We start from the raw sequence: 22,516 nt of genomic DNA, 5'->3' as shown, positions 1-22,516 counted from the left end.
GATTGATGAAAAACCTCTTATTTATGCCGAATGCGATCGTAAATTTCTAGATATTCCGTGCCTGGATGGTTCCAAGAGTAATCGTATGCCATACCTTGTAGGGCAAGCTGGCGAAACTCTTGAGGATAGTTGTACCACAAGCCGATCGCCCGATCCATTGCCGATTCCAAAGCACCGTAATCAGTTTGATAGAAGACATAGCCATTGCGTTCTTCTGGTGGTTTGTTGGGATCGTAGTCGCGATCGAACACCGTATTGACCAGCCCGCCAACTCCACGCACAATCGGTACAGTACCGTATTTCATCCCGATTGTCTGCGTCAACCCACAAGGTTCATAATTACTGGGGACGAGAATCATATCAGCTCCAGCATAGATGAGATGAGATAATTCTTCGTTAAAACCAAGTTCTAAATGGCAGTCGGGGTTATCGTTTAAAAAGTTTTTCTCATGTCTGAAATGAGCGTTGATTCCTGGTTCTGTTGCCGAACCTAGTAAGACGAACTGCGCTTCTCTCTGGAGAGCATAATAGATCGCGTGATGGACGAGGTGAACCCCTTTTTGATTATCCAATCGACCGATGTAGGCGATAACTGGTTTTTGCGGTTCATCGCGTAGTAAAAGCCGTTCTCGTAAAGCTTTTTTGTTATAAACTTTTTGCTCAAAGTCGTCTGGAGTGTAATTGAAAGGTATGTATCGGTCTACTTCTGGATTCCAGAAATCGCGATCGATCCCGTTGAGAACGCCGCTGAATTTATCTTGATGCAGGTCTAAAGTATGCCCTAAGCCGCTGCCAACTTCTGTATAATGAGCTTCCCAAGCATGATTGGGCGAGACAGTCGTGACGGCGTTAGAGTAAACAATGCCCCCTTTCATTAGATTGATAGCAAAGGGATTGAAGTTATCTCGTAGCTTGTCGTATTGAAAATAATAATCCGTCCGATTTAATCCTGTTGCCTGTAATACTTCGTTGCCAGCAATCCCCTGGTGTTTGAAGTTGTGGATTGTATAACAAACTCGTTGGTTGCCCATGCCATGATACTTGTAGATTTCGTACAGCATCACGGGTACTAGCCCTGTTTGCCAGTCGTGGCAGTGAATTATATCAGGGCGCTTGTTGCTCTGGTGGAGAAATTCTAAAGCGGCTTTGCTGAAAAAAGCAAACCGCATATTGTCATCATTACAGCCGTAATAGCAGCCACGATTGAAGAAGTTATCTTGAGAATGGGGTTCGATAAAGAAACAGACTCGCCCGTGTACCCAACCGCAGTATACAGAACAGTGGATCTTACCGTCGTACCAAGGAACCCACAAATCGCGGTATGCATCGTGCAGTCCCCATATGTGGTCGTAGCGCATACAATCATATTTGGGCAGGATCAGCTCGACACAGTTTCCCCGAATCTCTAATTCCCGACTCAACCCGTAGACGACATCGCCTAAGCCGCCTGCTTTGATAACAGGAGCGCATTCAGAGGCAATTTGCACGACGTACATGTTTAACTTTCTCCTCGCTTAATGGCTTAATAAAAGTTCATTTTTATATTTCATCCATTATATGAAAAATGTACTCATTGACAATAGCTGACGTAAGTGATAACTGATAGTTTTTAAATCGTGGTGATTGTTATAGAGTTTTGGAGAGTTAACAGTTGACGGGAAATGTCACTCTCCGTACATGATGGCTTGTACTGAAAGACCAATTAATAAAAATGTACTTTGTCATCATATATTTATGTCGTTAGATAGAAGACAGGTTTCTACTGTTTTTTAGAGTGAAATTTTGTGAAAATATTTGAATCAAATTAACAATTACTGATTTACTAATAGTCAGGAAAATATAGAATAAGCTAGGCTAAAACTGAGCCACAATTAGTATTCCTGCACGCTCGAATGCGAGCGCCTGCCTTCATTTATTGATATTAAAAGTTAAGCGAGAGAAAAAATGTGGCAGATGTGACGCAAAATTGGTAAAAAATCTCAAAAGTGTTGGTAAGGAAGTATGGGAATTAAGTTATGAAGCTGATTTACAACAAAGAAAAACCAACCGCAATTGAAAAAGCTGAAATTGAAAATACCTTAATTGAGATGTGCGATCCTCAGACGAGGGCTTTGTTACGTCTGGCTGTAGATTTTAACGTTTGGTCTTGCGAACAATCTAACCGCCCCAAGCTGATGGTACATTGCAAAAGCCGCGAGGTGACGGCAGCAATCGGTTCCAGGCAAGAGATCCTCAAAAAACTACTTCAGCGCATCCTCGGTTGTGAGGTGACAATGGAAGTCTACTACAACATTCCTGAAGGACTCGTGTACTTCGACACCGAAGGCGCAGTTGCACCCGCGAAATGGTATCTTTGCAATCGCAAAGATTGCGGTTCGATGAAAATTCCTTTACCCGATTGTTGACGGCTGACGGTCACTGGTCACTGGTCACTGATAACTGGTCACTGATAAGATCGCATCCATATACTACAAACTGGTTCGCAATACTCATGTCTTCCCTCAAGACGCAGTTAGTTGGGCTTAAAGCAGATTCTTTTCGTCATCCTTTAGACTTAGAAGCTACTAAAGCACTGAAACAAATTCCTGGTGTCGATTTGCTGGTGCGAAATTTATTGGGACAGTTGGCAGAACAATTTTTCTATATTGAAAATATTGCCTCAAGTATTTTGGTGAGCGATCGCCAATTACCTCAATATCATCAACTGTTAATAGAAGCGTGTCAGGTTTTGGATCTGGAACCGCCGCAATTGTATGTCAGACAGCATCCAGTCCCCAATGCTTACACGTTTGCCATGCGGGGCAAACAGCCATTTATTGTCATGCACACTTCGCTGATCGATCTGCTGACACCAGAGGAAGTGCAGGCGGTAATTGCTCACGAACTGGGTCATCTCAAATGCGACCACGGTGTCTATTTGACGCTAGTGAATTTAATTGTCCTCGCAGCCGGACAACTGCCGAATGTCGGTCAGTTACTCGTCCAAACCCTACAGGCGCAACTATTAGAATGGGTACGCTGTGCTGAGTTTACCTGCGATCGCGCTGCCTTGCTAGCGACTCAAGACCCCAAAGTCGTGATGTCTATTTTGATGAAACTCGCTGGCGGTTCTCCCGTTCTTGCTTCCCAGCTCAATCTCGATGCTTTTATCGAGCAAGCGCGCGCTTACGACAATATTAGCAATACCGAAATTGGCGAAATGCTGAAATCGGCTCACTCCTCTCAACTCACCCATCCCGTGCCAGTCTTACGCGCTAGAGAAATCGATCGCTGGGCATCTAGTCGCGAATATCAAAACTTGTTAGAAAATACAAAAATAGATTACAATGGTAAAGCTGAAAAAAAGGGCGGGTGGCGAAACTGGTAGACGCACTTGACTCAAAATCAAGCGGGCTTAAACCCATAGGAGTTCGATTCTCCTCCTGCCCATCAGCACAATACCAGAAAAGCTGCAAAGGAGCAGAGTATGCGACTCAAACGATGGGAGTCGCCCCGTCGCGAAGGTAGAAACGACAAAGGCAGAGGCGGTGCGGCAAGAGCCAGACAACTGAAGAAACAGGCGCAGATGATGCGTCAAAAGCTAAAAGAAGGCGACAAAGCCGAAAATAATCGAAATAACCGCAAGAAAGAGGGGAAGGAAAACAAAAATCCTTCCCCTCTTTCTTTAAATATGTAGGGGCGCACAGATGTGCGCCCCTACATTCAAATGAAATACATACCGCGATCGCTATTGCATTCTTCCCAATTCAGGAAGCTTACGCCCATTTAATTCATATTCCGATTCAGCCAAGCTATCACTGGCAAAATGGTTGTTGTACAAAGCACAACGAGGTAGGACGCGCAAGACTTCTTGTACGGTGGTTAACCCAGCCATTACCTTCTCTACCGCTGCCTTGCGGAAAGACGCATAGTTAATCTCTCGCAAGTAACGCTGTAACTGGGTCATCGTACCTTCGTAGATAATATCGCGGATGCGATCGTCTACGTCGATCAATTCGACAACTGCTTCCCGTCCCAAAAATCCAGAGTTGAAGCACATCGAGCAACCTCGACCTTTACGCCACGTATCAGTACGCATTTGCTCTCGTCCTAATCCCAGCACTTTCAAATCTGATTCTGTAGGGTTATAAGGCTCGCTGCAATGAGGACAAACGCGACGTACCAAACGCTGAGCCACTACTCCCAACAACGCATCGCTTAACAAACCAGGATCTATACCTAAATCCTTCAGACGCGGAATTGCCCCGAGTGCATCATTCGTGTGGAGAGTGGTAAATACCAAGTGTCCGGTCAGCGCCGCTCTGACTGCGGTTTCTGCGGTTTCGCTATCGCGGACTTCACCCACCATGATAATGTCTGGATCTTGACGCAAAATTGCCCGCATCCCAGCGGCAAATGTCATTCCTGCTGCTTCGTGAACTTGAGTTTGAGTAATTCCTGGCAGGACGTACTCCACCGGATCTTCTACCGTGACGACGTTAACGTGTTCTTTAGCAACATTCTGCAAACTCGTATAAAGCGTACTAGTTTTACCGCTCCCCGTGGGACCCGTTAGAATTATCATGCCTTGGGGTTGCTCTAACCAAGCTTTGTAAGCGTTCATCGTTTCTGGAACAAAGCCCAGGTTACCCAAGTGAGTAAAGGGATTCTCTCGGGGCAAGAGGCGGATAACTGCTTTTTCGCCATTGACGCAGGGCAAGGTACTGACGCGCATATCCATGTTGAGTTCTGCTTCATCACCTGAAGCATACTTTTCCTCAATCCTGCCATCTTGAGGGCGGCGGTGTTCGGCAATGTCCATATTGCACATCACCTTCAACGCCATCACGACGCGGCGGCTCATTGTTATTGGTAAGGTGGTAATGTCACGTAGTACGCCATCAATTCGATAACGCACTCTCAAGCCGTCTACCATTGGCTCTAAGTGGATGTCGCTAGCTCGGTTGCGTAATGCTCCAGAGATGATAGTTTTGATCCGCTCGATTTGATCGCCAGCTTTGCTCAAATAAATTTCTGTAGTTTCGCTGATGTCCTCTTGCTCAAGTTGTCCCGTAATCGGGTTAACTATGGGCATAGAGCTAATCCGATTGGGATTGAGGCTTTGAGAGTGAAACCAAGTACGGTAGCTTTTGTCAGCAATCGGAATGATTTCGATTTGGCTACCCGTGCGCTGTTGTAGTTGGGCTAGTGTTTCTGAGTCGAGGGATACGGGCGAACCGAGATAGTAACATCCACGCCACAATAGCAAGGGAATAGCTGGAGGCAAGGAAGTTTTATCGGGAAAGTGGCGCAAAAATCTGCTACTAACTTCCTTATCTAGTAGTGTTTGGTTGACAATTCCTTCATTATCTACTAGAAGGGCGATCGCATCATTACAGCTCAGTTCGTTCCTTTTGAGCCGTTGCCAAGCGGAGGTAATGTTTGGGGAAGCTTGCATGATTCCTCTGTAAAAGATTTGTGTAGCAGCATTGACAGATATTGCACGCCAAACATTTCAAGCAAAACTATAAATTGCCCAACTTGCCGACGCTAGGGGATGTTCTCGAATTAATTTACTAACATAATTTAATGAACTTATAAAAATTCCTTCATAAATTTATCTTCACTTTCATTCAATCTTCAAGCGGACTTTTACTGTAACTTCATTTTATTTTTTATACCAACTGTTCGTTACTTCCGTGAATGTACAGTTACATTCTAGAAAAATCTCGTCCAAATATGAGTTTGATTATAACGTTTTTTGACATACTAAAGTCACATTTTTTACATCAATTTTAAGCATATACGTATGAGAAAATATTACCGCTAAATCCGATCGCGTAATTAGTTTAGTGGTTGATAAGAAAGTAGTGCATAGTGCGTGAGTTAAATTATTCTTCCCTACTCCCTACTCCCTTTCTTCACTGATAACTGATAATCCAGACCAGCGATCGCGCAATAGTCCGGCAAGGGATTTTAAACCCCATTGCTCGCAACGGCGATGTCCCACTGCGATCGCACTAATTTCCGTTTCCTTCAAAGCTTCAACGGCTGGCTGCCGCATTTGTCCAGTGACATACAAATTAGCGCCGCGTGTTGCAGCTTCCCTAACTAGCTCATCGTTCATTCCTCCTACAACTGCTATACGTGAAACTTCTACTGTTCTACTTAGATGTACTTCTTCTAGTCCGCCAAAAATTTCGGTAATGCAATGTAAATATTCCGCGATCTTTTGCTGAGGTATGTTGCCGATCGCCCCAATCGCTCGCCCTTGTTTTTCTCCCAGTACCTCCAAGCCTGACATAGATAATACATCCGCTAGACGGGAATTAAACCCTAACGTCAAGCACTCGTCAAAAGCCAAGTGATAGGATAAGACTCCAATATCTGGCAATAATTCCGCTTGAAATTTCCAAGGACGATGGAGAAACAGGGCATCCAATTTTTGTTTCTCCACCCACTGGGGTAAATTTTCCCACGGCTCTAAAGCTAGTCCTATTCTACTAATTGGGCGCGTTGATGGTATGTAAACACCACCCCTTTCAAAAGGAGAATAGCGCTCGATCGCAAAAAAGCGATCGAGAAATTGAGCTAAATCGTTTAAGTAAGGCATGGAGGTCAGTTCTTAGTGGCTAGTGATTGGTGGCTAGTGACTAGATAAAGATTCTAGCTACTAGCCACTAGCCACTCACCAATGACCAATTTAAACGGCTGCTAACTCTTGCGGTTGAGAGTCGGCTGGCGTTTCTACGGGAACGCCATCTTGGACTAGAGAACGTGGTTTGTCTTTGCCTTGAAGCATATTGCTGGTAAATGCAAGTAGAGCATTGACTTTGCGGGTGCGCCACTCATCTACGAGTTGTTGCACTTGGGTTGCAGGCATTCGCCGCATCATGGCTTCATAGAGGTAGTTGGCGTGACCAGTTTCATCTTGAGCTACACTCAGAAGGCTCTTTTTCAGGTTACGGCTAGTTTGTTCGTTTTCAGGTAATACATTTGCCATGCGAACGAAATCTTTACTAGCATCCAACTCTAAAATGTAGGTGCTAGCCAGAAATACATTCCATTCCATGTTTTCCGGCTTGAGTTGCTCTGGAGAGTAGTCTTTGAAGAAAGCATCAAAAAAGGGACTGCGCTGCTGTTCCTTAGACTTTTCCTCTGGTTTTTTTTCGCGTTCCTGTTTGAAATCAATTACTTGTTTATTCAGTTGTTTCAAAGCATGGGCGAAAATTTGACCGTGCCTAGTTTCATCAGCTGCGTGTTTCGTCAGTTTCTCAGCCAACCACTCATCGCCTTCTGCCTTAGCACGTTGACTCAATTTTGTCAAGAAGGGAACCGAGCCTGATTCTGCTAATTGGAAGCCAGCGAGAGTATTGGGACGTGTGAGGGGATCGCGGATTTGTCGAGCAGTATAGTACGCGATCGCACCCGAACCTACCACATGGAGAACGTAAGTTAAAAAGTTCATGCCTGCTGCATCTGGAAGATTTCTCTGTTTTATCCTAGTACAGTTATTCGGGAGTTGGGAGTCGGGAGTCGGGAGTCGGGAAAGAACAGGGTTCTTTTTTGTCGGTGGCGATGATGTGCAGATCGATATTTTTTAGTAGGCGGACTAATTTTTGAGTTAAGGAGCCTTTCAATAAGATTTTCCAACGAGATCGCTGGCTTTCCCCAATGACGATTTGAGTGACACGATATTTACAGGCTACATTTGCGATCGCTTTGGCAATATCGTGATTTTTGACGCGAATAAATGTACCGCCAAATTCTTGACACAATTTTTCACAAGTCTCGACGTGTAGGCTTTCTTCCCTAGTGAGGAATTTATCTGGATCTTCGACAAACACAACGTAGAGTGGTGCATTCATGTAACCAGCAATTCTTGCACCTCGTCGCAAGAGCTGAACGGAATTAGGATAAGTAGAGACGCAGACTAAAACCCGTTCGTGAATGTTACAATACTGTCCGTCTAGGTCATTTCCGTTGTTACGAGCGTTTAGTTCTAAAGCATCTTCTTCGACATTATCGGCGACTTCTCTTAGTGCTAGTTCGCGCAAAGCGATCAAATTACGGCGTTGGAAAAAGTTTTGCAAACATTGGTCGATTTTGTTAGAAGCGTAAATTTTACCTTCTAACAATCTTTCTTCTAAAGTTTCTGGCGTGACATCGACTACCACCACCTCATCTGCTTCGTCTAGTAGGCGATCGGGAACGCGCTCTCGTACTACAATTCCAGTAATTCGTGCTACCAGATCGTTAAGACTTTCGAGGTGTTGAATGTTGACAGTAGAGTAGACATCAATTCCTGCTTGCAAAATATCTTCTACATCTTGATAGCGTTTTTCATATTTAGAACCAGGGACGTTTGTATGAGCCAGTTCGTCTACTAATACTAATTGAGGCGATCGCTTGATAATTGCTTCGGTATCCATTTCTGTTAATGTCATACCGCTACGCATAATTTGTTGGCGCGGTACGATTTCTAATCCTTCAGCTTTTTGAGTGGTTTCTTTCCTTCCGTGGGTTTCTAGCAATCCAATAACAACATCAATTCCTTCTCGCTTCAAAGCATGACCTTCATCTAGCATTCGATAGGTTTTTCCTACCCCAGGAGCCATACCAATAAAGATTTTGTGTTTGCCTTTTTTGGCTGAATGGATAGAGTTTTTAATCCGCTCGTCGCTTGACATTATTTCACCCTTGCTAATCATATGGGTGCGATCGCGTCGCGAAACTCAATGTTGTCTTTTGTCTATTTTGCAACTGAATTGTGCAGTATTTGTGTAGTTATCTATTGCGGCTATTTACTTCTTCGCTGCCTCTAAAACGTCCAATTCTTGATTTAGCTTTAACACATTAACTCCAGGTTCGCCAAATATGCCTAAAAACCTGCCTTGAGTATGCTTATTTACCAAAGGTACAATTTCATCAGTTGAAAAATTTCGTGCCTTGGCAACTCTTACTAACTGTGCTTCTACTGCTTCTAATGTAATATGGGGATCTAAGCCAGAACCAGAGGTATAAACCAGATCGGCAGTGGGTTGAATACCATTCTCTTGTAATTGCTTGGCTTGTGCTTCAATTCGTTTGAGTAGTTCTGGATTGCTAGGAGCTAAATTACTTGCACCAGATATTCCTGTGGGTGCAGCGTCTTTACCAGTACTGTATTCAACCGTACTGGGACGACTTTGGAAATACCTTTCAGACGTAAATGTTTGACCGATTAAAGCCGACCCTACAGGTTGATTCTCTAAATTTACCACGATACTACCGTGGGCTTGATTTTGTAAAAATGGTAACTGCCCGGCTAATAAAATTAAACTGGGATAAATAACTGCTGTGAGTATCCAAAGCACCAGAGTCAGACGAATTCCTTTGATAATTTCTCGAAATACAGACATTAGTATCGCTCCGGTCGAAATACGACATCAAATAAATAAATTACTAGTCCCAGTGTTACGAAACCTAATATTCCTAGTGCGTATGCTTGGGTTCGTTGCCAAGTTCCATCTGTAGCTGCGTAAACTACTGGAGCGAGGATGACGTTAAGAGATAGAACTAGGAAAATTATGAATGGGTAATAGGTAATTGGTAATTGGTAATTGGTAATTGGCGAGCGATTGAATTTCATTCGTTTCATGTATTTTTTCTCCTCAATATCTTCATCTGTGTCCATCTGTGTCCATCTGCGTTCATCTGTGTTCAAATTATCTGAATATCTCGGCAGGGCGGGTTTAGGAAGATATTGAATCAGAATCAAATATGGTAGATAAACCCGCCCATACATATGGGTTCCATCACGCCAACCCTATCGCTGACACCAAAACATCGATTAACTTAATTGCAATAAACGGTGCAATTACCCCACCCAAACCGTAAAGTAAAATATTTCGTTGTAGCAATTGATTTGCTGATAGTGGTCTAAACTTCACCCCCTTCAAAGCTAAAGGAATTAAAGCCGGAATCACCAAAGCATTGTAAATTAATGCCGACAATACAGCCGAATTGGTACTAGTCAAGCCCATGATATTAAGACTTTCTAGCCTAGCCGAAGTAAAAATGACAGGGATAATTGCAAAATATTTAGCAATATCATTGGCAATAGAGAAAGTCGTCAGCGCCCCACGGGTGATCAGCAGTTGTTTACCGATAGTCACGATATCAATTAGCTTCGTCGGATCGGAATCCAAATCGACCATATTCGCTGCTTCTTTCGCCGCCTGAGTTCCAGAATTCATTGCTACACCCACATTCGCCTGTGCCAATGCTGGCGCGTCATTTGTTCCATCCCCCGTCATGGCGACAATTTTGCCTTGCGCCTGTTCCTGCTGAATCACTTCGATTTTGTCTTCAGGTGTAGCTTCGGCAATAAAGTCATCAACTCCTGCTTCTTGAGCAATTACGCTAGCAGTAACGCGGTTGTCACCAGTTAGCATTACCGTGCGTACACCCATGCGCCGCAACTGAGCGAAGCGATCGCGAATACCTGGTTTGACGATATCTTTGAGATAAATTACGCCGTAAATTTCGCCGTTCAGCGCCACTGCTAGGGGTGTTCCTCCTAACTGAGAAATACGTTCGTAGGCTGCATCGAGTTCGGGGGTATCGCGTCCGTTGCGCGAATGCGCTTCGCCCACGCTTCGCGATCGCACGAAACCTTTAATTGCTCCCACTGCACCCTTACGTACCTCACTCCCATCGGGTAAATTCGTCCCACTCATACGGGTTTTAGCAGAAAATTCAATTCCTTCAGCGTTATTGCGATCGAAGTCTACTGTTGCTCCCAATTTTTCCGCTAGGCGGACGATTGATTTTCCTTCGGGTGTATTGTCAAACACGCTGGCTGCTAACGCCACTCGCGCAATTTCATTCATCGTATGACCGTTGACAGGCACAAACTCCTCTGCCAAACGGTTGCCTAGCGTGATCGTACCTGTTTTGTCCAAAACGAGAGTGTTGACATCGCCGCAAGCTTCTACGGCGCGTCCAGAGGTGGCTATGACGTTAAATTGTGCCACCCGATCCATTCCGGCAATCCCGATCGCGCTCAATAAACCACCGATGGTAGTGGGAATTAACGCGACTAATAAGGCAATCAAAATTGCGATGCTGACGGGACTATTTACATAGCTAGCAATTGTTGGTAATGTCGCTACAACAAATAGAAACACCAACGTCAAAACCGCTAATAACACCGTTAAAGCAATTTCGTTTGGAGTTTTAGCGCGTTCCGCCCCTTCTACCAGGGAAATCATGCGATCGATAAAACCTTTGCCAGGATCGGCGGTAATGCGGATACTCAGTTCGTCGGAAAGAATGCGCGTCCCACCCGTCACGGAACTTGCTACGTCCGAACCTGGTTCTTTCAATACGGGTGCGGATTCCCCCGTAATTGCCGATTCATCAACTGAAGCGACACCTGCTAACACTTCACCATCAGCGGGAATGATATCGCCAGCCACCACCTTCACCATATCGCCGCGATGCAGTTGGGTAGAAGAAATTTCTTGAATCGATCCATCGGGTAAAAGTTTTTTGGCAATTGTATCCGATTTGGTCGCTCGCAAAGCATCGGCTTGCGCCTTGCCTCGCCCTTCTGCCACAGCTTCGGCAAAGTTAGCAAATACTAAAGTGAAGAATAAAATTACTGCAATCAAACCGTTAAAAAATCGCAGGTTTTCACCTTGAACCGGACCAAATAAATTGGGATCGATCGTCATTAAGACGGTAATAATTGTTCCCACATAAACCACAAACATGACGGGATTTTTCAACATCACTCGCGGCTTGAGCTTGACAAAAGATGCTTTAATTGCTCTTTTATATAGCCCTTTCGTGTCTACTTTGGGTGTATGCTTGCGATCGCCGCGAGGTCCCTGCGGTCTGGGACGTGGGGGTTTTGACGTAGAAGTTGCAGAATCCATAAATGAGGGGAGTGGTGCGTGGTGAAGCGGGCGGTTGGCGAAGCGTCTTCGCCAATAAAGCCGCGTCGTGATGCGTGATAGAAGTGGTAGGGGCGCACAGCTGTGCGCCCGTGCTAAGTACCAGATGCCAACAGAAATCCTTCAGCAATTGGTCCTAATGCAAGTACGGGGAAGAATGTTAGTACGCCGAGGATTAAAATTACGCCAGCCGTAACGCCTGTAAATAGCAGCGTGTCGGTTCTCAAAGTGCCAGCAGTTTCCGGTACTGGTTGCTTGCGTGTCATGCTATCTGCTAGTAGCAGCAAGGCAACAGTTGGTAAATAACGCCCTGCCAACAAGCTGAAACAAGCGGTTAAATTCCACCACAATGTGCCATCTACCAATCCTTCAAAGCCAGAACCGTTGTTAGCGGCGGCTGAGGTGTATTCGTAGACAACTTGAGAAATACCGTGAAACCCAGGATTAGTAATTCCTGCAAGAGTTGTGGTATCTGGAGCTGCTACAGTGTTTGCAAAAGACAGGGTAATGGCACTGGGAATTAAAATCGCGATCGGGTGAACGAGTAAAATAACGCTGGCGAGAACGATTTCTCTTTTTTCAATTTTGCGTCCGAGGAATTCTGGTGTTCTACCTACCATTAATCCGGTGAGAAAGACAGTCAAAATTAGGTAAACGAATAGGTATGCAGTTCCGGTTCCCTGTCCGCCCCAAACCATTTGGACGAACATATTAAATAAGGTGGAAAAGCCCCCGTTAGGCATGAGAGAGTCGTGCATTCCATTGACTGCACCGCACATTGTTCCTGTAGTTAAAACTGCCCATAATGCTGTTTCTGCCCAACCAAATCTAACTTCTTTGCCTTCTAAGTTGGGACTATCGCCAATTAAATTATTTACTAGAGGATTACCTTGGTATTCGCCTACTCCTGTCACGACAACTAGCGTGACAAAAATGATAAACACCATCCAAAACAGCAACCATCCTTGCTTTTTATTATTTGCAAAGATGCCGTAGGTAATAATTAAGGCGGCGGGAATACAAACCATCGCAATAATTTCTACCAAGTTTGTAAATCCATTTGGGTTTTCATACGGGTGGGCGGAATTAATGCCAAAAAAGCCGCCGCCATTTTCTCCTAGTTCTTTGATAAATTCAAAATGGGCAACTGGTCCTCTGGCAATGACTTGAGTTGCACCTTCTAAAGTAGTAACGGTAGCTGGTGCTGCTAAAGTTTCTGGAACGCCTGCAATGAGTAATGCGATCGCCCCAACTATGGAAATTGGCAGTAAAATTCGGGTAATCGATCGCACTAAATCCACATAAAAATTACCTAGAGGTCTACCCGTCAAACCGCGAATAAAGGCAATTCCTACAGATAATCCAGTTGCGGCTGAGGTAAACATCAAAAATCCTAAAGCTAGCATTTGACTGGCATAACTAAATGTTGTTTCGCCAGAATAATGCTGTTGATTGGTGTTTGTTACAAATGAGATAGTGGTGTGTAGGGCTAAATCCCAACTGGGTGCTTGTAAGTTAGTTGGATTTAGAGGTAAAATTCCCTGAAACATGAATATGAGATAAACAAAAATGCCCATGACAAGATTGCTAAAAATTATTGCCTGGGCGTATTGCCATCCGGTCATGTCATCTTTGGTACGGATACCACCTAGAGCATATATAATACGTTCCAAGGGGTTAATCACCGGATCGAGAAGAGTTTTCTTATGTAAGAAAACCTTAGCTATATAGCTACCAAAAAAAGGTGTAATAGCTACTAATAAGATGAGCGTTAATGCGATTTGAAAAAATCCTTGCCACATATATCTTTTAGATTGATTACTTCTATCTGTTAATTTTACAAAAACATAACAGGTTTGCCTAAATTTCTCAGCAACAACCTATATACATTTAGCTCGTGCTGTGTTTTACCATTTTGTGACTGCGATCGCACTGCCTTAACTAATACCTTTTTTTCTACTGTATGGCTTTGAACAGAATTTGCATCCATTTTACTAAGTTCTATTTTTTAAATGCAAAGCGCACGGATTGAGTTGCTTTTCGCCAACTACTCTTGAACAACATCTTTTTCCCTAGATAGAAAGTTCTACCATCTTTTAGTGGTTCATTATTAATAATGAATGGCGTAGTTGACTGCTTTATTAGAAGAATGTTTCCTGTCAAGTTATCTATCCCAGGACTTATTTCTGACAAAGCTATGAGTGCTAAAGCAATTTGATACAATCCTTTACTGCACATAGATATCAACCAAGTCTTTTGTCAACACTAGGTAATCTCGCTCCCAGTTAAGACTGCATCTCAAAGGATACCAAGAAATAGGATGAGTTTTTCTCAAAATCATTTTAAGTGTAGGAACTATTGCAGGATTAAGAGCTAAGGCAAGAATATAATCCCCATATTGAATAGTAGGTTCGTTGCCTGCTAATACCAACTGCTTTTTTCTCACTAAACCTACAGTTACGCAATTCTCAGGGAGTTGTACGCGAGATAAAATTACACCGCAATAGCTACTGTTTTCCTGAATGGTAACTCCAACTAAATTCGGCTCTCCAAAACTCATATGTTTGACCAGTTAGCCAAATATTATTGCTGGTAATAAGCTAGCTGATGTTGCTCAAATTTTGCAATTGTGTTTAGGTATAAATTTTCTAATCCTACTGTTTATACAATGACAATCAGAATAGTAACGATCGCGTACGCCAAACTATATATATAATTTATTTCCTTTCTATATCAGTAGGTATATTTAGAACTAAACGCCGTCTAAACGCTACTTACAATAGAGACAAACAGCAAGATATACCAGCGATCGCATGAATTTCTCCGCTCGGACATGACAAAATAAGAGTTAAACAAAGTAGAATTAAATGTTGCGTCGCTTCATTAAGGGTGAAATCTTTACACCCAATAAAAACTCCAAGTGGAGTTCGCTGTGGCAGGTTATTTGTCTATTTACACTGGTGTTGGTATTGGAGTTTACCACTCATGTAGATTATGTTTTTGGCTACCTTTATACGGGACCAATTTTAATTTCTGCTTCTCGTTTGGGAAGGAAAGCAACATTTTACACTACTCTTGCCGCTGTAGGACTGACAATTTTAAATTTATGGCTTCCTGGGGATGAGATTGCAGAACCTTCAACGGTAGCTAGTCGCATTATTGCCTCAATCGCTCTGATTGTGACAGGAATCTTGGGCGATCGCAACCATCAATACGAAATTGCGATCGCTTCTCAACAAGCTAAATTACAATCTCAGGAACAGTTAGCTAGAGTGAGGGAAGATTTTGCCTCTACGCTTACCCACGACTTGAAAACTCCGCTACTCGGTGCGATTGAAACTCTCAAGGCTTGGGAACAAGGAAAATTTGGTACGGTTACGCCTACCAATCACAAGATTTTAGCAAAGATGATCCGTTCGCATCAGTCTACATTACAACTGGTGGAAACCTTGCTAGACGTTTATCGCAACGATACGGAAGGATTGCAATTACAACTAGCGCCTGTGGATTTAGTCACAATAGCGCAAGCAGCGATCGCCTCCTTGACAGATCTCGCTGCTTCGCGTCAAGTTTATATTAGTTTGGGGTACGGAGACTCGGATTTTCGTCGTGCCATGTGGGTTCAGGGTGACACGCTGCAATTAGCACGGGTGTTTACCAATCTCCTCACCAACGGAATTAACCATTCGCGTCGCGGTGGTAAGGTAGAAGTGGTATTTGAATCTCAAGCGGAATATTGTCTTGTCAAAGTTTTGGATAACGGTTTGGGAATTACTGCCGAACAATTACCACATCTATTTGAACGATTTTATCAAGGACATAGCGATCGCCAAGCGAAAGGTTCTGGTTTGGGACTATACTTAACACGACAAATTATTTCCGCGCATGGCGGTACAATTTGGGCAGAGAATCGTTTGCCTCAAGGTGCGCTTTTCTGTTTTCGTTTACCAGCTTTGTCAGTTTATACATAAGAATGTTTCCTTCCTTGCGTTTACTCCTGGTTGAAGATGACGAACTCTTTCGCCTTGGTTTAGAAGTCAAATTGCAACAAGAATCAGGTATAGAAATCGTTGCTGAAGCGGAGGATGGGGAAACAGCCGTAGAAATGGTACAGCGTCACGCCCTCGATGTGGTATTACTCGATGTAGGATTACCTGGAATTGGTGGTGTAGAGGCGTGTCGGCAAATTAAACAGCAAAATCCCCAGTTACCAGTTTTAGTCTTAACTTCTCATTCTCAAAAGTCTTTGATTGCGCGGTTGATTGCCGCAGGAGCAGCGGGTTATTGTTTGAAAGGGATTGCTGCCGAGACTTTGATTTTAGCAATTCGTTCGGTGGCTGCTGGTGCTTCTTGGTGGGATCGCACGGCAACTACAGAAATTCGCACTACATTCGAGCATAACCCAGATACGAGTGAGGCGATCGCAACTCCGGCAGAATCGACTTTACCACTGACGCAACGAGAACAAGAAATTTTAGCTTTAATTGCGGCGGGTAAGTCTAACCAAGAAATTGCTTCTACCCTATACATTACTCCAGGGACGGTTAGGGTACACGTCCATACCATTATCCAGAAATTAGGAGTACGCGATCGAACCCAAGCGGCGGTGTTGGCAATTCAGAAAAAATGGATTGCAGGTGGGTAATGCTTAAATCGCTAAATTTCATAAAGATATTCAAACAATTTTCTCCCATTTATGCAAGTGCAGCTAAGCTATTCGGAGATTCAAACCGACCAAAAGCTGTATACCGAGGATGTCAAATATGACCTATACGATCGCCACTGCTAACATGAAAGGGGGTGTCGGCAAAACAACTCTCAGCGTCAATCTAGCCACGGCGCTAGCAAAAGAGCATGGTAAGCGAGTATTGATTTTTGACTTAGATACCCAAATTAGCGCCACTCTCAGCTTGATGGCTCCCACAGAGTTTGCTAACTATAGAAAAAGAAAACGCACCCTCAAGAATTTTATCAACCAAATTATTCAGCCAAACCCACCAGCCAAAATTCCGATCCAAGACGCAATTCATCGTTCGGTCTGTAATATTAATAACCTCGATTTGTTACCAGGAGATATTGAGTTATATGACGAATATATGGTAGCAGAAATGCTACATGAAAAAGCTTTTGAAGTCGATCGCTTGGACTTTGAAGTTGTCTGGAATCGGTTTGAGAGAACTTTGCTCAGACAGATTTTGCAGCCAATTATGTCTGACTACGATTGCATTATTTTCGATTGCGCTCCTGGCTACAATTTGATGACTCGTAGCGCGCTTGCTGCCAGCGATTTCTATATTTTACCAGCCAAGCCAGAACCGCTATCAATTGTAGGAATTCAGTTATTAGAAAGACGCATTGCCGAATTAAAAAAAAGCCATGAAGCCGAGGCTGTCATGGGAATTCAACTGATCGGTATTGTGTTTACAATGGCTGGTAATCTATTTACAGGTAGATACCAAAGGCAAGTCGTACAGCGAATCAATCAGGATTTTACCCCTGATAAAATATTTAATACTCAAATTCCAATGGATGTCAACGTTGCTAAAGCAGTTGATAGTTTTATGCCCGTAGTTTTGAGCAATCCTCACTCTGCCGGAGCCAAAGCTTTTAGTCAGCTAACTCAGGAGTTCGTTCAGAAGTTAAACGTAGCTCAAGAGCGAAAAACTCAGCCGATGAATCCTAGTTTTGCTACTGTTTAAAATAGGAGGGTGCGGTATTAACGCACCCTAAAACTATCCTTTAGAAATTTTTCCTTCAAGAATAACTCGATTAGCGATCGCAATTAATGTTTCTGCAACCTCATCGCGACTCATTAAGTTAACCAAACCAATAATTGAACCAGATAAACAGCTATTATCAATAACCACATTTAAGCCTGAGTGTTCGCCAATCAACCGCTGCACTAACTCGGCTTTATCTTCTAGTGGCAAACTTTCTGCAAGAGGCAGAACTTCATCTAATGTACGTTTAATGTTACCGTTTGAAGCCACAACGCACCTTTTGTTTTCTAAGTGAAAATTGAATATGAGATCATCCTAGAATGAGGCTGATTTTTATTTAACCGCAAATTCACTGGTTTATTCTGCACTTGTGCAGCTGTCTCCGCATTCCTACTTAGACGTTACTAGGTATTTGTTGGTATATTCTCAGGTGAGAAGATGCGATCGCTGATTCTAGGTGAGGTTACTGAATAGGTAAGATGAAATAATTAATCTGTAGGGGCGCACAACTGTGCGCCCCTACGAGTATGATGCTAATGGCGCAGATTTAATATGTTCAGCGATGCCAGACGATCCTTATGCTTGGATAGAACAATCTTTAGCAACCATTCACAAAGCCGATTGGTATCGTGTCGTACAGACAATTGACAGCCGCCCTGGTGCTATTATCCAAACGGAAGGGCGATCGCTGATTAATTTTGCTAGTAACGACTACTTAGGGTTAGCAGGCGATGAAAGACTAATTCAAGCAGCTATAACGGCTACGCAGATATACGGTGCGGGAAGTACGGGTTCTCGTTTGCTTAGCGGACATCGAGAATTGCATCGAGAATTAGAACGAGCGATCGCAATTCTAAAACAAACTGAAGATGCTTTGGTTTTCAGTTCGGGATATTTGGCAAATTTAGGGACAATTGCAGCTTTAGTTGGCAAACGAGATTTAATTTTATGTGACCAATACAATCATTCTTGTTTAAAAAATGGAGCGATTCTCAGCGGTGCAACAATTATTGAGTATCCCCATAACGATATTTTATTTTTAAAAACCCAGCTAGAACAGCGCGATCGCTACCGTCGTTGTTTAATTATGACTGATAGCGTCTTTAGTATGGATGGAGATTTATGCCCGTTACCAGAATTAATAGATTTAGCAGCTCAATTTAACTGTATGCTATTAATTGATGAGGCTCACGCTACCGGAGTTTTTGGTAAAACTGGGGCTGGTTGCGTCGAACATTTCAATCTTACTGGTAGCCCGTTAATTCAAGTTGGCACGCTGAGTAAAGCTTTGGGAAGCTTAGGCGGTTACGTCGCAGGTTCAGCCGCATTAATCGATTTTCTACGCAACCGTGCGGCTAGTTGGATTTATACCACAGCTCTTTCTCCTGCCGATACTGCGGCTGCGATCGCGGCAATTTCTATTGTACGAGAAGAACCAGAACGCAGACAGCAACTCTGGCAGAATATTAAATATTTAAAACATTTAATGACTCAAGAATTACCCCAACTGAAATTATTACCTTCTGAGTCGCCAATTTTATGCTTGCAATTAGCAGATGCCGCTACAGCTTTAAAATTTGGTTTGCAATTGAAAGAAGCAGGAATTTTTGCTCCAGCAATTCGTCTTCCCACCGTACCGACAAGTAGAATTCGATTTTCCATAATGGCGACTCATGAGTTGAGTCAGATTGAACAATTAGTGGAAATTTTGTGTCAGCTTAATTCTCAGGTGCATTTCAAGATATAGTTTTGTGTCGCGCATCAGCCGTAGGCGAAGCGAAGCGTTAGACGCAAAGACGCAAAGAGGAAGACTTTAACTTATAGATCCTTCGCCATAAAAACACTGTTTGGATCTTCTTTATATGTAGAAAAAGGCGCACAGTTCTTAAAGCCGTATTTCGCATATAAATTGCGTGCTGGCTCAAAAAAAGGCATTGAACCAATTTCTAAACTTATACGCCGATAACCGCGTAGCTTCGCTTCGTTCAAGATATGCTGAAGTAGCATTGACGCAATACCTTTCCCTCTAGATAAAGCAGTCGTACGCATCGACTTAATTTCAGCATGGCTTGTGTCTAATTCTTTCATTGCACCACAACCTGTTAACCTACCATCATCCCACACCGTCCAAAATGTAATTTCTGGTTTTCTTAACCCTGCTAAATCTAAAGCATGTTTACTTTCAGGAGGCGAGACGGACTTCATTTCTCTGATATGTTCTTCCAAAAACTCAGCAATTTCAGAGCTAGAAAGATCGTCAATCTTTATTTCCATTTATATTTCCATTTGTCTCCTTTTCTGCTGCTGTCGCGTCCGATAAGCGTATGATGGACTATTGCAAATATCTGCTTCTGCACTTGCGATCGCGCGATCGAGTAACTCATTCAACTCATCAAACTGACGACAAACTTCCTTTAACTTCTCAACAGATCGCCTTCTCGTCTCCAGATCTGGTATTTTAGCTTGACTATCCATATAACCTCTACTACAAACCTTAAATTCCACTTTGTACCTTCGCGCCTTTGCGCCTTTGCGTGAGACATTCCATCATAATTTCTTGCAATCTCCACATTGCACTTTTGAATCATATGGCATATTACCTTTAAGAGAGACTGCATAAACTGACTGACTCGATGGTAAACATTCCCCAACTACTAGCTCAAGAACTAACACTCAAACCCTTCCAGGTGCAAAGCGCACTCGAACTGATGGCGGAGGGTGCAACAATTCCATTTATCGCTCGTTACCGCAAAGAACGCACGGGAGAAATGAACGAAACCCAACTGCGGGAACTAGCTGACAGACATGCCTACCTAACAGAACTAGAAGAAAGAAAAGCAGCCATTCTAAGCGCAATCGCCTCTCAAGGTAAACTGACAGAAGAACTACAGGCAAAAATCACCGCCTGTTTGCAGAAAACTGAATTAGAAGATTTATACCTTCCCTATCGCCCCAAACGCCGCACCCGCGCTACGACGGCGCGAGAAAAGGGATTAGAACCCCTCGCCGAGTGGATTAAATCTCTCAATGTCAAAAACGCCCCCATCGTACCTTTAGAATCAGAAGCAGTAAAATATATTTCTGAGGAAAAGGGAGTTAAGTCAAACGAGGAAGCGCTTAAAGGTGCAGCTGATATCTTAGCGGAAGAAATTGCCGAAAAAGCAGATTTACGCGCTTACATTCGCGAATATCTACTCAATGAAGGGGTGTTTGTCTCGCGAGTCAAGGACGATTACCCCGAAGGTACGACAAAATTTGAAATGTACCGCAACTATCAAATTCGAGTTGAAGATATCGCACCCCACAATCTACTCGCGCTATATCGCGGTGAAGCCGAAGGAATATTGGATTTCGATCTCAGTTTTGATGAAGGGGTGGTATTGTCCTATCTAGAATCGCAGGAAATTCGCACGAAGAACCCCAGTTTGAGGAAATTTTACCACGATTTACTCAAAGATGGATGGACGCGATTGATGAAAGAGTCATTAATTAGTGCCGTCCGTGCTGAGAAAAAAAGCTTTGCCGATGTGGAATCGATTAAAACTTTTGAGGCAAATTTACGCGATTTATTGTTATCCAGCCCAGCCGGAATGCGCCCGACACTGGCGATCGATCCTGGGTTTAGGACGGGATGTAAGGTAGCCGTACTGTCGCAAACAGGGCAATTTTTGGCATATCAAGCAATTTTTCCCCACCAATCAGCAGCAGCGCGATCGCAAGCAGCACAAACTGTGAAGCAATTGTTGGAAAAATACCGCATTGAGTTAATTGCGATCGGTAACGGTACGGCAGGACGAGAGACGGATGAATTTATTTCAGAAGTCTTGCAGACGGTGGAACGCAAACCAATTAAAGTGATGGTAAATGAATCGGGAGCATCGATCTATTCTGCCAGTCAAGTTGCGATCGCTGAATTTCCCGAACTTGATGTTACCGTGCGCGGTGCAATTAGTATTGGCAGACGCTTGCAAGATCCGCTAGCAGAATTAGTCAAAATCGATCCCAAATCAATTGGTGTGGGACAATATCAGCATGATGTAGACCAAAAACTTTTGAAGCAAAAGCTAGAGGAAACCGTAGAAAGTTGCGTAAACTACGTAGGCGTAGACCTTAATACTGCTTCGCAAGAATTATTGGGCTATGTATCTGGAATTACGACAACAATTGCCAATAACATTGTTGCCTATCGGAATGAAAACGGTGTATTTAAAAACCGTCGTCAGTTACTCAAGGTAGCCAAATTAGGACCAAAAGCCTTCGAGCAAGCCGCTGGTTTTTTACGGATTCGAGGTGGTGAAAACCCTTTAGATAATACAGCCGTTCACCCGGAAAGTTATAAAATTGTGGAGGCGATCGCTAACGACTTAAACGTATCATTAACTGAAATTTCTCAAGTTGCATCTAAGCTCAAAGGAACGAATCTGAAAAAATACGTTACTGAAACTGTAGGCGAACCAACATTAAGAGACATTATCGGCGAATTAGAAAAACCAGGCAGAGATCCTAGAGCTGAATTTAAATATGCTACATTTCGAGAGGATATCAAAGAAATCTCCGATCTCAAATCGGGCATGGAATTAGAAGGAATCGTCACTAACGTAGCCAACTTTGGCGCGTTTGTAGATATTGGCGTACACCAAGATGGCTTAGTTCATATTTCTCAACTAGCCGATCGCTTTGTGGACGATCCGAAAAAGTTTGTCAAGGTTGGACAAATTGTCAAAGTGCGCGTATTAGAAATTGACGTGCAAAGAAAACGAATTGGGTTGTCAATGAAGTTAAATAAATAATAACGTAGGGCGAGTTTACCAAGAAACTGCAATTAGTCCAAAGAGTGTTGGTAAACCCACCCCTACAATTACACCTTCAAACCAA

General features: G+C 43.3%; 22 protein-coding genes and 1 tRNA gene. 9 read left to right on the top strand and 14 right to left on the bottom strand.

What is annotated here, in order from left to right; all coding sequences use genetic code 11:
• Nucleotides 1-17: 17 nt before the first annotated feature.
• Entirely contained in the window at nt 18-1,496 is a 1,479-nt protein-coding gene (gene glgA / locus N4J56_RS15540) for a glycogen synthase GlgA (protein WP_317107256.1), read from the bottom strand.
• A gap of 519 nt (nt 1,497-2,015) precedes the next feature.
• Here glgA and N4J56_RS15535 point away from each other — a divergent pair.
• The 4 genes from N4J56_RS15535 to N4J56_RS15520 all read left to right on the top strand — a co-directional run bounded on the left by N4J56_RS15535 (nt 2,016) and on the right by N4J56_RS15520 (nt 3,676).
• A complete protein-coding gene (locus N4J56_RS15535) occupies nt 2,016-2,405 on the top strand; it encodes a hypothetical protein (protein ID WP_317107255.1) in 390 nt (129 codons plus the stop codon).
• A gap of 86 nt (nt 2,406-2,491) precedes the next feature.
• Entirely contained in the window at nt 2,492-3,367 is an 876-nt protein-coding gene (locus tag N4J56_RS15530) for a M48 family metallopeptidase (protein WP_317107254.1), read from the top strand.
• Nucleotides 3,346-3,429 (top strand) — tRNA-Leu (locus N4J56_RS15525). Before N4J56_RS15530 ends, N4J56_RS15525 begins: the two co-directional genes overlap by 22 nt.
• A 37-nt stretch (nt 3,430-3,466) precedes the next feature.
• Nucleotides 3,467-3,676 carry a hypothetical protein gene (locus N4J56_RS15520; protein WP_317107253.1) on the top strand — a complete coding sequence of 70 codons (210 nt, stop codon included), beginning with the start codon at nt 3,467-3,469 and terminating at the stop codon, nt 3,674-3,676.
• A 51-nt stretch (nt 3,677-3,727) separates the two neighbouring features.
• Here N4J56_RS15520 and N4J56_RS15515 read toward each other — a convergent pair whose 3' ends face one another.
• The 10 genes from N4J56_RS15515 to N4J56_RS15470 form a co-directional block, all read right to left on the bottom strand.
• Complete coding sequence (locus N4J56_RS15515; protein ID WP_317107252.1) at nt 3,728-5,437, bottom strand: GspE/PulE family protein; 1,710 nt, start codon at nt 5,435-5,437, stop codon at nt 3,728-3,730.
• A 450-nt stretch (nt 5,438-5,887) separates the two neighbouring features.
• Nucleotides 5,888-6,592, bottom strand: a complete 705-nt coding sequence (locus N4J56_RS15510; RefSeq protein ID WP_317107251.1) for a Nif3-like dinuclear metal center hexameric protein — start codon at nt 6,590-6,592, stop codon at nt 5,888-5,890.
• Nucleotides 6,593-6,682: 90 nt separating this feature from the next.
• Nucleotides 6,683-7,447, bottom strand: a complete 765-nt coding sequence (locus N4J56_RS15505; RefSeq protein WP_317107250.1) for a ferritin-like domain-containing protein — start codon at nt 7,445-7,447, stop codon at nt 6,683-6,685.
• 43 nt (nt 7,448-7,490) lie between these two features.
• The gene (locus N4J56_RS15500; protein WP_317107249.1) at nt 7,491-8,669 is read right to left on the bottom strand and encodes a universal stress protein; all 1,179 of its coding nucleotides are present in this window, start codon (nt 8,667-8,669) and stop codon (nt 7,491-7,493) included.
• Between the two features lie 114 nt (nt 8,670-8,783).
• Complete coding sequence (gene kdpC, locus N4J56_RS15495; RefSeq protein ID WP_317107248.1) at nt 8,784-9,380, bottom strand: K(+)-transporting ATPase subunit C; 597 nt, start codon at nt 9,378-9,380, stop codon at nt 8,784-8,786.
• On the bottom strand, nt 9,380-9,766 hold the full coding sequence (locus tag N4J56_RS15490; RefSeq protein ID WP_317107247.1) for a potassium-transporting ATPase subunit F: 387 nt from the start codon (nt 9,764-9,766) through the stop codon (nt 9,380-9,382). Before N4J56_RS15490 ends, kdpC begins: the two co-directional genes overlap by 1 nt.
• Before the next feature lie 10 nt (nt 9,767-9,776).
• The gene (gene kdpB / locus N4J56_RS15485; RefSeq protein ID WP_317107246.1) at nt 9,777-11,903 is read right to left on the bottom strand and encodes a potassium-transporting ATPase subunit KdpB; all 2,127 of its coding nucleotides are present in this window, start codon (nt 11,901-11,903) and stop codon (nt 9,777-9,779) included.
• 113 nt (nt 11,904-12,016) lie between these two features.
• A complete protein-coding gene (gene kdpA, locus N4J56_RS15480) occupies nt 12,017-13,723 on the bottom strand; it encodes a potassium-transporting ATPase subunit KdpA (protein WP_317107245.1) in 1,707 nt (568 codons plus the stop codon).
• A gap of 35 nt (nt 13,724-13,758) precedes the next feature.
• Nucleotides 13,759-13,911, bottom strand: coding sequence for a hypothetical protein (locus N4J56_RS15475; RefSeq protein ID WP_317107244.1), 153 nt, complete (start codon nt 13,909-13,911; stop codon nt 13,759-13,761).
• Nucleotides 13,912-14,148: 237 nt separating this feature from the next.
• The gene (locus N4J56_RS15470) at nt 14,149-14,481 is read right to left on the bottom strand and encodes a TrkA C-terminal domain-containing protein (protein WP_317107243.1); all 333 of its coding nucleotides are present in this window, start codon (nt 14,479-14,481) and stop codon (nt 14,149-14,151) included.
• Nucleotides 14,482-14,788: 307 nt separating this feature from the next.
• Here N4J56_RS15470 and N4J56_RS15465 point away from each other — a divergent pair, with 307 nt between their 5' ends.
• The 3 genes from N4J56_RS15465 to N4J56_RS15455 all read left to right on the top strand — a co-directional run bounded on the left by N4J56_RS15465 (nt 14,789) and on the right by N4J56_RS15455 (nt 17,620).
• On the top strand, nt 14,789-15,892 hold the full coding sequence (locus N4J56_RS15465) for a HAMP domain-containing sensor histidine kinase (RefSeq protein WP_317107242.1): 1,104 nt from the start codon (nt 14,789-14,791) through the stop codon (nt 15,890-15,892).
• A gap of 2 nt (nt 15,893-15,894) precedes the next feature.
• Entirely contained in the window at nt 15,895-16,566 is a 672-nt protein-coding gene (locus tag N4J56_RS15460) for a response regulator transcription factor (RefSeq protein WP_317107241.1), read from the top strand.
• Nucleotides 16,567-16,684: 118 nt separating this feature from the next.
• The gene (locus N4J56_RS15455; RefSeq protein ID WP_039716527.1) at nt 16,685-17,620 is read left to right on the top strand and encodes a ParA family protein; all 936 of its coding nucleotides are present in this window, start codon (nt 16,685-16,687) and stop codon (nt 17,618-17,620) included.
• Between the two features lie 33 nt (nt 17,621-17,653).
• Here N4J56_RS15455 and N4J56_RS15450 read toward each other — a convergent pair whose 3' ends face one another.
• Nucleotides 17,654-17,911: a hypothetical protein gene (locus N4J56_RS15450; protein ID WP_015155180.1), complete on the bottom strand. Its 258-nt coding sequence runs from the start codon at nt 17,909-17,911 to the stop codon at nt 17,654-17,656.
• Nucleotides 17,912-18,203: 292 nt separating this feature from the next.
• Between N4J56_RS15450 and bioF the strand changes: the two genes are divergently transcribed.
• Entirely contained in the window at nt 18,204-19,388 is a 1,185-nt protein-coding gene (gene bioF / locus N4J56_RS15445) for an 8-amino-7-oxononanoate synthase (protein ID WP_317107240.1), read from the top strand.
• A 71-nt stretch (nt 19,389-19,459) separates the two neighbouring features.
• Here the strand turns inward: bioF and N4J56_RS15440 are convergent, their stop codons facing one another.
• Nucleotides 19,460-19,915 (bottom strand): GNAT family N-acetyltransferase, encoded by a 456-nt coding sequence (locus tag N4J56_RS15440; RefSeq protein ID WP_317107239.1) that lies wholly within the window; start codon nt 19,913-19,915, stop codon nt 19,460-19,462.
• Nucleotides 19,916-20,116 (bottom strand): hypothetical protein, encoded by a 201-nt coding sequence (locus N4J56_RS15435; protein WP_317107238.1) that lies wholly within the window; start codon nt 20,114-20,116, stop codon nt 19,916-19,918.
• A 158-nt stretch (nt 20,117-20,274) separates the two neighbouring features.
• Between N4J56_RS15435 and N4J56_RS15430 the strand changes: the two genes are divergently transcribed.
• On the top strand, nt 20,275-22,431 hold the full coding sequence (locus N4J56_RS15430) for a Tex family protein (RefSeq protein WP_317107237.1): 2,157 nt from the start codon (nt 20,275-20,277) through the stop codon (nt 22,429-22,431).
• Nucleotides 22,432-22,516: the final 85 nt, after the last annotated feature.

The organism is Chroococcidiopsis sp. SAG 2025 (genome assembly GCF_032860985.1).
Classification (GTDB): Bacteria; Cyanobacteriota; Cyanobacteriia; order Cyanobacteriales; family Chroococcidiopsidaceae; genus Chroococcidiopsis.
Note: the sequence above shows the minus strand (reverse complement) of the source record. Positions and strands in the feature narration are given on the sequence as shown.

What these genes read in the sequence shown, in the direction of transcription:
- glgA (WP_317107256.1), bottom strand. Translation starts at nt 1,496, where the DNA reads ATGTACGTCGTGCAAATTGCCTCTGAATGCGCTCCTGTTATCAAAGCA.
- N4J56_RS15535 (WP_317107255.1), top strand. Translation starts at nt 2,016, where the DNA reads ATGAAGCTGATTTACAACAAAGAAAAACCAACCGCAATTGAAAAAGCT.
- N4J56_RS15530 (WP_317107254.1), top strand. Translation starts at nt 2,492, where the DNA reads ATGTCTTCCCTCAAGACGCAGTTAGTTGGGCTTAAAGCAGATTCTTTT.
- N4J56_RS15520 (WP_317107253.1), top strand. Translation starts at nt 3,467, where the DNA reads ATGCGACTCAAACGATGGGAGTCGCCCCGTCGCGAAGGTAGAAACGAC.
- N4J56_RS15515 (WP_317107252.1), bottom strand. Translation starts at nt 5,437, where the DNA reads ATGCAAGCTTCCCCAAACATTACCTCCGCTTGGCAACGGCTCAAAAGG.
- N4J56_RS15510 (WP_317107251.1), bottom strand. Translation starts at nt 6,592, where the DNA reads ATGCCTTACTTAAACGATTTAGCTCAATTTCTCGATCGCTTTTTTGCG.
- N4J56_RS15505 (WP_317107250.1), bottom strand. Translation starts at nt 7,447, where the DNA reads ATGAACTTTTTAACTTACGTTCTCCATGTGGTAGGTTCGGGTGCGATC.
- N4J56_RS15500 (WP_317107249.1), bottom strand. Translation starts at nt 8,669, where the DNA reads ATGTCAAGCGACGAGCGGATTAAAAACTCTATCCATTCAGCCAAAAAA.
- kdpC (WP_317107248.1), bottom strand. Translation starts at nt 9,380, where the DNA reads ATGTCTGTATTTCGAGAAATTATCAAAGGAATTCGTCTGACTCTGGTG.
- N4J56_RS15490 (WP_317107247.1), bottom strand. Translation starts at nt 9,766, where the DNA reads ATGTATGGGCGGGTTTATCTACCATATTTGATTCTGATTCAATATCTT.
- kdpB (WP_317107246.1), bottom strand. Translation starts at nt 11,903, where the DNA reads ATGGATTCTGCAACTTCTACGTCAAAACCCCCACGTCCCAGACCGCAG.
- kdpA (WP_317107245.1), bottom strand. Translation starts at nt 13,723, where the DNA reads ATGTGGCAAGGATTTTTTCAAATCGCATTAACGCTCATCTTATTAGTA.
- N4J56_RS15475 (WP_317107244.1), bottom strand. Translation starts at nt 13,911, where the DNA reads ATGGATGCAAATTCTGTTCAAAGCCATACAGTAGAAAAAAAGGTATTA.
- N4J56_RS15470 (WP_317107243.1), bottom strand. Translation starts at nt 14,481, where the DNA reads ATGAGTTTTGGAGAGCCGAATTTAGTTGGAGTTACCATTCAGGAAAAC.
- N4J56_RS15465 (WP_317107242.1), top strand. Translation starts at nt 14,789, where the DNA reads ATGTTGCGTCGCTTCATTAAGGGTGAAATCTTTACACCCAATAAAAAC.
- N4J56_RS15460 (WP_317107241.1), top strand. Translation starts at nt 15,895, where the DNA reads ATGTTTCCTTCCTTGCGTTTACTCCTGGTTGAAGATGACGAACTCTTT.
- N4J56_RS15455 (WP_039716527.1), top strand. Translation starts at nt 16,685, where the DNA reads ATGACCTATACGATCGCCACTGCTAACATGAAAGGGGGTGTCGGCAAA.
- bioF (WP_317107240.1), top strand. Translation starts at nt 18,204, where the DNA reads ATGCCAGACGATCCTTATGCTTGGATAGAACAATCTTTAGCAACCATT.
- N4J56_RS15440 (WP_317107239.1), bottom strand. Translation starts at nt 19,915, where the DNA reads ATGGAAATAAAGATTGACGATCTTTCTAGCTCTGAAATTGCTGAGTTT.
- N4J56_RS15435 (WP_317107238.1), bottom strand. Translation starts at nt 20,116, where the DNA reads ATGGATAGTCAAGCTAAAATACCAGATCTGGAGACGAGAAGGCGATCT.
- N4J56_RS15430 (WP_317107237.1), top strand. Translation starts at nt 20,275, where the DNA reads ATGGTAAACATTCCCCAACTACTAGCTCAAGAACTAACACTCAAACCC.